This is a genomic window from Vibrio sp. 10N.222.46.A1 (assembly GCF_041473595.1).
Classification (GTDB): Bacteria; Pseudomonadota; Gammaproteobacteria; order Enterobacterales; family Vibrionaceae; genus Vibrio; species Vibrio tasmaniensis_A.
The window spans coordinates 1-4693 of sequence record NZ_JBFRSN010000454.1; the positions used below are offsets into that span (position 1 = coordinate 1).

Annotated in this window: 6 protein-coding genes; all 6 read right to left on the reverse strand. The window is 44.8% G+C overall.

What is annotated here, in order from left to right:
- Positions 1–51 precede the first annotated feature (51 nt).
- The gene (locus tag AB4496_RS13805; protein ID WP_009845457.1) at positions 52–189 is read right to left on the reverse strand and encodes a TIGR02808 family protein; all 138 of its coding nucleotides are present in this window, start codon (positions 187–189) and stop codon (positions 52–54) included.
- A gap of 11 nt (positions 190–200) precedes the next feature.
- Positions 201–782, reverse strand: a complete 582-nt coding sequence (locus AB4496_RS13810) for a NapC/NirT family cytochrome c (protein WP_009845456.1) — start codon at positions 780–782, stop codon at positions 201–203.
- 29 nt (positions 783–811) lie between these two features.
- The gene (locus tag AB4496_RS13815; RefSeq protein ID WP_009845455.1) at positions 812–1273 is read right to left on the reverse strand and encodes a nitrate reductase cytochrome c-type subunit; all 462 of its coding nucleotides are present in this window, start codon (positions 1271–1273) and stop codon (positions 812–814) included.
- A gap of 125 nt (positions 1274–1398) precedes the next feature.
- On the reverse strand, positions 1399–3888 hold the full coding sequence (gene napA, locus AB4496_RS13820) for a periplasmic nitrate reductase subunit alpha (protein WP_009845454.1): 2490 nt from the start codon (positions 3886–3888) through the stop codon (positions 1399–1401).
- Complete coding sequence (locus AB4496_RS13825) at positions 3885–4190, reverse strand: chaperone NapD (RefSeq protein WP_009845453.1); 306 nt, start codon at positions 4188–4190, stop codon at positions 3885–3887. The genes napA and AB4496_RS13825 overlap by 4 nt, the downstream gene beginning before the upstream one ends.
- A 23-nt stretch (positions 4191–4213) precedes the next feature.
- The gene (gene napF / locus AB4496_RS13830; RefSeq protein ID WP_017097479.1) at positions 4214–4693 is read right to left on the reverse strand and encodes a ferredoxin-type protein NapF; all 480 of its coding nucleotides are present in this window, start codon (positions 4691–4693) and stop codon (positions 4214–4216) included.

Here is a 4693-nt window from a genome sequence, read left to right on the forward strand (position 1 = left end):
TATCAGAATGGATTAAAATTAGCTGATAAAAGTTGACGTACTCTTCGATTTCTAATCGATTTCTTTGTCTTTAGTCATAGATAAAAGCCAAAGAGATACGGCTGCAACACCTGCAAAGCCACCAAGAATGATAACTGGCATAGCGCTGTAACCTAGGATGTGCCAAATTACGTTCTCTAAAGTACTCATTCAATCGCTCCTTATTGCCAGCCTTCAACGCCGTGCATGTCTGGTAGTTTGTGTGCGATACCTTTGTGACAGTCTACACACGTTTTTTCACCAGAAGCTAGCGCTGTCGAGTGTTGTTTCGCACTACGAGGGCTCTGCTCTGAGAAGTCCATGTAATCGAACTGGTGACAGTTACGACACTCAAGTGAATCATTCTTTTTCAATCGAGCCCATTCGCGTTCTGCTAAGTGAGCACGACGTGCTTTGAACTTTTCTTCAGTATTGATGGTTTTCGCAATAAAGTGTGCGTATAGCTCTTTAGAAGCCTGAACCTTACGAACAATTTTATCTGTCCACTCATGAGGTACGTGACAGTCTGAACAGATAGCACGAACACCAGAACGGTTAGAGTAGTGAATTGTTTCTTGGATTTCAGCAACGATAGGTGCGTGACAACCAGAACAGAACTCTTCCGTATTGGTTGCTTCCATACCTGTGTTGAATGCACCCCAGAACAAAAGACCACCCGAGAAACCCAAGAATAAAACAACGCCTACCGCTGCTTTACTTGGTGTCGCGAGTCTTTTCCAAAACGCTTTAAGTAATTTTATCATATATAGCCTCTCTTACAGTCCGGCTACGATTAACGCAGTGAATCTACAGGTTTGAACTCGTTCTCAACTAGCGGTTTAGCATTAGCTTGAGGTACGTGACACTGTAGACAGAAGTAACGACGAGGTGAAACATCAGCAAGTACCGCATCTTCGCGGTTCATGTAGTGAGTTACACTCACTTTAGTTGCACCCATTTCTTTTGCGTTTTTCCAGCTATGACAAGCAAGACACTTGTTAGCGTTAAGAGACACTTCATAGCTACGAATAGTATGAGGCACTAAAGGTGGTTGGTATACGTAGTCACTCTCAAGTACTTGGTCACGAGGAAACTTTTTGAAGTCATCTGCTGCGCGAGTTGCTTCAAGTTCACTTGCACCACGTAGAGATTCTACGCCACCAATGCCGCCTGGGTTATCCAGCTCAGCTTGAGCTTGAACTGCACCAGCTAGCAAAAGACCAGCTGATAGTAGGGCAGTAATCAGTTTTTTCATGGTTAATTTCTCCGCCTAAAGGCTAATTCTTTGAGTGGACTACTTCCTTCAAAAAGTGATGAAAAAAGTAGTCGCAATATTAAATACGTTAGATCTTGTATCTAGGTTCGAAAAGCGCTTGGCTCTTAAGAAACCTTAGTGATCTTAACTGGACACTTCTTGTAATCCGTCTGCTTAGACAGAGGATCCGTTGCATCCAAGATCAACTTGTTGATCAGAATTCTTGCATCAAAGAATGGTACGAATACCAAGCCTTGTGGTGGACGGTTACGACCACGAGTTTCAACACGAACGCGTACTTCACCACGTTTGTTTTCGATAAGAACTTCATCACCACGGCGAAGGCCACGAGCTTTAGCGTCAGCAGGGTGGATGTAACAAAGTGCATCCGGTACTGCTTTGTAAAGTTCTGGTACACGACGAGTCATAGTACCTGTGTGCCAGTGCTCAAGAACACGACCTGTACATAACCACATGTCGTATTCGTCGCTTGGCACTTCTGGTGGTGCTTCGTAAGGAGCATTGATGATAAGAGCTTTACCATCTGGTTTACCGTAGAAATCCCAACCAGAACCTTTCTTAGCGTATGGATCTGAACCTTCTTTAAAGCGCCACAGTGTTTCTTTACCGTCAACAACAGGCCAACGTAGGCCACGGACTTTGTGGTAAGTGTCGTAAGGTGCTAAATCGTGACCGTGATCGCGACCAAAGGCTGCGTATTCTTCGAATAGACCTTTTTGAACGTAGAAACCTTGAGCTTGAGCATCGTCGTTAAGCTCTTGTGCTTCAGACAGTGGGAATGCATCAACGTTGCCGTTTTTGTACAGCACGTCGTACATGGTTTTACCACGATACTCAGGTGCTTTAGCTAGAAGCTCTTCGCCCCAAACTTCTTCAACAGTGAAGCGTTTAGAGAACTCCATGATTTGCCATAGGTCAGACTTTGCTTCACCTACGGTTTTAACTTGTTGGTACCATGCTTGTGTACGACGCTCAGCGTTACCGTAAGCACCTTCTTTTTCAATCCACATTGCTGTTGGAAGGATAAGGTCAGAAGCTTGAGCTGTTGCTGTTGGGTACGGGTCAGAACATACAATGAAGTTGTCTGGGTTACGGTAACCTGGTAGACGTTCAGTGTTGATATTTGGACCAGCTTGCATGTTGTTGTTACACATTACCCAGTACGCGTTGATCGTACCATCTTTTAACGCACGGTCTTGCGCAACAGCGTGTTTACCCGGTTTAGGTGGGATAGTGCCTTCTGGAAGCTTCCAGATGTCTTCTGCAATCTTACGGTGTTTAGGGTTAGCAACCACCATATCTGCCGGTAGACGGTGAGAGAACGTACCTACTTCACGAGCTGTACCACATGCAGATGGTTGGCCAGTAAGTGAGAATGGGCTGTTACCTGGAGTAGAAATCTTACCTGTAAGAAGGTGGATGTTGTACACAAGGCTGTTCATCCATACACCACGAGTATGTTGGTTCATACCCATAGTCCAAAGTGACATTACTTTGATGTTTGGATCTGCGTATTGCTTAGCCAGCTTGATAAGGTCATCTTGAGATACACCTGACATTTCAGATGCTTTTTCAACGGTGTATTCAGCAACAGAAGCTTTGTAGTCTTCGAAGCTGATATCAGTCATTTTACCTGAGTTAGGGTTCGCAGCGGCTTTCTGTAGTGGGTCATTGTCACGAAGGCCGTAACCGATGTCTGTTGTTGCTTGCTTGAAGTTCGTGTGTTTGTTCACGAATTCCCAGTTCACCGCATCGTTTTGAATGATGTAGTTAGCGATGAAGTTAGCAATCGCTAGATCTGATTGAGGTTCGAAGATGTAACCTGTGTCTGCAAGCTCGAAAGAACGGTGGTAGTAAGTAGACAGTACGTTTACTTTAACGTGTGGGTGGCTTAGACGACGGTCTGTAATACGAGTCCATAGTACTGGGTGCATTTCTGCCATGTTTGAACCCCACAGTACGAATGCATCTGCGTGTTCAAAGTCATCGTAACAACCCATTGGCTCATCGATACCGAAAGTACGCATGAATGCACCTACCGCAGATGCCATACAGTGACGAGCATTTGGATCGATGTTGTTTGAACGGAAGCCCGCTTTCATCAGCTTAACCGCTGCGTAGCCTTCCATTACTGTCCACTGGCCGGAACCGAACATACCAACGCCTGTTGGACCGTTCTTCTTCAGAGCGGCTTTCCATTTCTCAGCCATTACGTCGAAAGCTTTGTCCCAAGATACTGGTGCAAAATCACCATCTTTGTGGAACTCACCATCTTTCATACGAAGAAGAGGCTGTTCAAGACGGTCTTTACCGTACATGATTTTTGAAAGGAAGTAGCCTTTAATACAGTTAAGGCCTTTGTTTACAGGTGCTTCTGGGTCGCCTTGAGTCGCGACCACTTTACCGTTTTGAGTACCAACTAGTACCGAACAGCCCGTACCACAAAAACGACAAGGCGCTTTATCCCACGTGATTTTTGTTTGATCAGAGCTAGCAATCAGGTTGGTTGCTGTTGCTGGTAGAGTTACACCTGCAACGGCTGCCGCTGATGCAGCTGCGTTTGCTTTCACAAACGCGCGTCTTGTCATTTTCATACTTCACCCTCAAGTTGAGAATTGTTGCTTCCAGTTTCTAAATCCGTTTCGTCTAGTCCAGTCTCGATTTGGTGATAAACCAAAGCTGTCCCTAAAACGTTCGTAATATTATTAATTTCTTCGATGGTGTCCGTAACAAAACCTTGGTTCTCGGTTTCTAGGACCACGATGATTTTGCCTTCAGGGCTACTGCCGTAGATTTCCGCATTATCGTATTGCTCGATTTGTGCTTTGATCTCGTCTAGATGCTCTGGGCTCACATGCACGACTAAACTTGATATATGCACTTCATTTAGTGCCATAAATTGCTCTCGTTATTTTTGTTTTATGCATTACTCACAAGAATAGCCGAAGTAGGGCAAACTGCTACGCAGGCTCCACAACCGCTACACTCATCTAACTCGATTTTTGGTAGAGCAACACTGCCTGCTCTAAGTTGAAATTGAATCGCCATAGGTTCACACATGTCACCACAGCTTCGGCATTCAACATTTTGTTGGGCCAAGCATTTATCAGAGATAGTTGCTTTTGCCAGCCAAGGCGTTTCTTCCTCGGGTTTAAAAATTGGCTCTGGACAAACGTCTGCACATTGATAACAGAATGTACATTCGTCTTTTGAGAAGTCGACAGTAGGAAAACCACCGTCGCCGACAATGATGATGTGTGTCTCGCAACTTTCGATGCATTTACCACAACGTGTACAATCATCTGCGAAGCTTTCTAGACTTTTAATCCAAGGCAATCGAATTTGGCTTGAATCTACTTTTCGCCTAGAAAATAGGCGTCGTCTCGATAGGTCTACCAC

Excerpts from the sequence above, each read along its gene's own strand:
- AB4496_RS13805 (WP_009845457.1), bottom strand. The coding sequence starts at position 189 with ATGAGTACTTTAGAGAACGTAATTTGGCACATCCTAGGTTACAGCGCT.
- AB4496_RS13810 (WP_009845456.1), bottom strand. The coding sequence starts at position 782 with ATGATAAAATTACTTAAAGCGTTTTGGAAAAGACTCGCGACACCAAGT.
- AB4496_RS13815 (WP_009845455.1), bottom strand. The coding sequence starts at position 1,273 with ATGAAAAAACTGATTACTGCCCTACTATCAGCTGGTCTTTTGCTAGCT.
- napA (WP_009845454.1), bottom strand. The coding sequence starts at position 3,888 with ATGAAAATGACAAGACGCGCGTTTGTGAAAGCAAACGCAGCTGCATCA.
- AB4496_RS13825 (WP_009845453.1), bottom strand. The coding sequence starts at position 4,190 with ATGGCACTAAATGAAGTGCATATATCAAGTTTAGTCGTGCATGTGAGC.